Genomic DNA, 3,679 nt, shown 5'->3' with positions numbered 1-3,679 from the left:
GGCCTGCTCCAGCGGCAAAGTCAAGTCAAGCCGGGTCTTGAAGGCGATGGGATATGATGAAATGACTGCGGCCTCCGCCATCAGGGTGTCGATCGGCCCGCAGACAACAAGATCGGAAGTCATGGCATTTGCCGATGCCTGGCTTCGTCAATACGAAAAGTTTCGCCCAAGAGCAGCGTAAAAAGGAATTGGAATGAACGTGGTAAAAGATGTGCAAGTCAAGGAAGGCGTCGATCAGGAGACTGTTGATGCCGTGAAATCCGTTGGTGGCAAATACAAATACGGATTCGAGACCGACATCGAAATGGAATACGCGCCGAAAGGGCTGAACGAGGATATCGTGCGGCTGATTTCCGGCAAGAACGGTGAGCCCAAGTGGATGACCGAATGGCGTATGCAGGCCTATGCCCGGTGGACCAAGATGCAGGAACCCGAATGGGCGATGGTGCACTATCCCAAGATCGACTTTCAGGACCAGTATTATTACGCACAGCCGAAATCAATGTCGGAAAACCGGCCAAAATCGCTGGATGATGTTGATCCCAAACTTCTGGAAACATACAAGAAACTCGGGATACCTCTGAAGGAGCAGATGATCCTTGCCGGTGTCGAGGGCGCGGAAGCTGCCCCTTCCGAAGGCCGCAAGGTTGCCGTGGATGCCGTTTTTGACTCCGTGTCTGTCGGGACGACCTTTCAGGAAGAACTGAAAAAGGCCGGCGTGATCTTCTGCTCGATTTCCGAGGCGATCCGCGAGCATCCCGAGTTGGTAAAGAAATACCTTGGCACGGTGGTCCCGCCGTCCGACAATTTTTATGCGACGCTCAACACCGCTGTTTTCTCTGACGGCTCTTTCGTCTACGTGCCGCCGGGCGTCCGCTGCCCGATGGAACTGTCGACGTATTTCCGTATCAACGCCGAAAACACCGGCCAGTTCGAGCGCACGCTGATTATCGCAGACAAGGGTTCGTACGTGTCCTATCTGGAAGGCTGCACCGCGCCGCAGCGCGACAAAGCCCAGCTGCACGCGGCTGTGGTCGAGTTGATCGCCGAGGAAGACGCCGAGATCAAGTATTCCACCGTACAGAACTGGTATCCGGGCGACGAGAACGGCAAAGGCGGCATCTACAACTTCGTGACCAAGCGCGCCGATTGCCGGGGCGACCGGTCCAAGGTGATGTGGACGCAGGTCGAGACCGGCTCTGCTATTACCTGGAAATACCCAAGCTGCATTTTGCGCGGCAACGACTCGCAGGGCGAATTCTATTCGATCGCGATCGCCAACAACATGCAGCAGGCCGATACCGGCACCAAGATGATCCACCTCGGCAAGAACACCAAGTCGCGGATCGTGTCGAAGGGTATTTCCGCCGGCAAGGCGCAGAACACCTATCGCGGACTGGTACGCATGCACCCGAAAGCAAAGAACAGCCGGAACTATACCCAGTGTGACAGCCTGTTGATCGGCGACAAATGCGGTGCGCACACAGTGCCTTATATCGAAGTGCGCAACAACTCTTCCCGCGTGGAGCACGAGGCGACGACATCGAAGGTTGATGACGATCAGCTGTTCTATTGCCGCCAGCGCGGCATGGACGAGGAAGAGGCCGTGGCGCTGGTGGTCAACGGGTTCTGCAAAGAGGTGCTTCAAGCGCTGCCGATGGAATTCGCGATGGAAGCGCAGGCGCTGGTGGCTATTTCTCTGGAAGGGAGCGTTGGTTGAAGCAAATCCTGCTGGGACTCATGGTGATCGTAGGTCTGATTGTCCTTTTCTTCGGGGGCGGCATTCCGAGCTCGTTCCACGAGTTCCGCAGAGGGGACATTAAGCTGGAATTCAAGCCCCTCATAAATATCGGGCCGATGTTCGGAAGCGTAAACCTCGGTTCCGGCCCCAAGAATTAGTTGGGCCGGGACGTGAAGCTGCAGGGAATTGTGTCGCAGGCATCTGGAAAGAATAAAGAATGACAGACTACGATTACGATCATTACTACGAAAGGCGGCGCGGCAACTCGATCGTGATGTTGCCGGCGGGTCTTGTCGTAGGCGCTGCAATCGGCCCGCTTTTCTTCAGCAATCCGCGGATTTTTGTTCAGGCCCGCGACTGGCTTCATGAAACCATTCTGGCCTTCATTCCGGACAATCCGGACTATGTGAACTATGTCATGATCGGTCTGCTGGTGTTGGCCCTGTTCTTGCTGCGCGGAATTCTGCGGAAATACTGGATGCTGGCCGGGCTGCTGCTGGGCGTGGCCCTGTGGATACCGTTCGGCGCGCACGCCATTTATTATGTTCCGCAGGTCAAGGCCTATTTTCCGAATGCCGAACCAGAACTGACGCTGATCGTCGCAAAGAACCAGCAGTTTACCGCCGCCCGCAACTGGGCCGTAGAAACTGTACCGATACCGCCCGAGGCGGTCCCGTCCCTGTCTGATGCCCTGGCCGCCGACGAGGCCGCTGAAGGCACCGAAACAACTCAATAGAAGAATATCCAAGAGGAATTGATCATGTTGAAAATCAGCAACCTGCATGTTGCGCTGGAAGAAGAGGACAAGCAGATCCTCAAAGGTGTCGATCTGGAAGTTCCCGACGGAACTGTCCATGCCATCATGGGGCCGAACGGCTCCGGTAAATCGACCCTGTCTTATGTCCTGTCCGGCAAGGATGGTTACAAAGTGACAGAGGGCAGCGCCACGCTAGACGGCGCCGACCTGCTGGAAATGGACCCCGAAGAGCGCGCCGCGGCGGGCCTCTTCCTTGCCTTCCAGTATCCGGTGGAAATTCCAGGCGTGGGCAACATGACCTTTCTGCGCACAGCCGTGAACGCCCAGCGGAAATCGCGCGGCGAAGAGGAAATCTCGGCCGCCGACTTCCTGAAACTGGTGCGCGAAAAAGCCAAGAGCCTGAAGATCGGCGCCGAAATGCTTAAGCGTCCGGTCAATGTCGGGTTTTCTGGTGGTGAGAAAAAACGCAATGAAATCCTTCAGATGGCCATGCTTGAGCCGAAAATGTGCATTCTGGACGAGACCGACTCAGGTCTGGATGTCGATGCGATGAAACTGGTGGCGGAGGGCGTTAACGCTCTTCGCTCCAAAGGGCGTTCCTTTCTGGTGATTACTCACTATCAGCGTCTTCTAGACCACATCAAACCGGACGTTGTGCATATTATGGCAGACGGCAAGATTGTGAAAACCGGCGGGCCGGAGCTGGCGCTTGAGGTCGAGCACAACGGCTATGCCGACATTCTGGCAGAGGTGGCCTGATGCCGATTGCACCACTACAGGCGAAATACGATTCCGCGGAGGCGCTGATCGCGGCATTTCCGGAGCCGTCATTCAAGCCGGGAAAATGGGCAGCGGAGGCGCGTGCGCGTGCGCTGGCGACATTCCGGTCGCAGGGTGCGCCGCACCGGTTTGACGAATACTGGAAGTTTACAAATCCGGCGACGCTGATTGATCCCGAAACACCGCAAGCGAGCGTGTTTCAGGATGCCTCACCTCGTCCGTTCAGCGACATTGATCGCGTCATGCTGGTCTTCGTCGACGGTGTCTTCGATCCGGAGCAGTCCGACGATCCCACCCTTGCGGGCGTCGAAATCGAACCTTTGTCAGAGGCAATGCAGGCGGACATCCACTGGGCATCCTCGGTCTATGGCGTGCTTGAAGCGAACGGCCAACAACCTGTT

3 protein-coding genes and 1 pseudogene are annotated in these 3,679 nt (G+C 56.5%); all 4 read left to right on the top strand.

The genetic code is table 11. From position 1 onward, the window contains the following. Nucleotides 1-193: 193 nt before the first annotated feature. Nucleotides 194-1,720, top strand: a complete 1,527-nt coding sequence (sufB, locus tag AC221Y_RS21715) for a Fe-S cluster assembly protein SufB (RefSeq protein WP_486708405.1) — start codon at nt 194-196, stop codon at nt 1,718-1,720. A gap of 238 nt (nt 1,721-1,958) precedes the next feature. Beyond that, nucleotides 1,959-2,477 (top strand): hypothetical protein, encoded by a 519-nt coding sequence (locus AC221Y_RS21710; RefSeq protein ID WP_486708404.1) that lies wholly within the window; start codon nt 1,959-1,961, stop codon nt 2,475-2,477. 24 nt (nt 2,478-2,501) lie between these two features. Beyond that, a complete protein-coding gene (gene sufC, locus AC221Y_RS21705) occupies nt 2,502-3,257 on the top strand; it encodes a Fe-S cluster assembly ATPase SufC (protein WP_486708403.1) in 756 nt (251 codons plus the stop codon). Beyond that, nucleotides 3,257-3,679 (top strand): annotated as a pseudogene (locus AC221Y_RS21700) (Fe-S cluster assembly protein SufD); the annotation flags it as partial. The gene sufC and the pseudogene AC221Y_RS21700, both read left to right, overlap by 1 nt.

This window comes from Boseongicola sp., assembly GCF_057460485.1.
The sequence above is the reverse complement of the archived record's forward strand: the minus strand, read 5'-3'. Positions and strand labels throughout refer to the sequence as shown.

Coding starts and splice junctions, on each gene's coding strand:
- sufB (WP_486708405.1), top strand. CDS start 194: ATGAACGTGGTAAAAGATGTGCAAGTCAAGGAAGGCGTCGATCAGGAG.
- AC221Y_RS21710 (WP_486708404.1), top strand. CDS start 1,959: ATGACAGACTACGATTACGATCATTACTACGAAAGGCGGCGCGGCAAC.
- sufC (WP_486708403.1), top strand. CDS start 2,502: ATGTTGAAAATCAGCAACCTGCATGTTGCGCTGGAAGAAGAGGACAAG.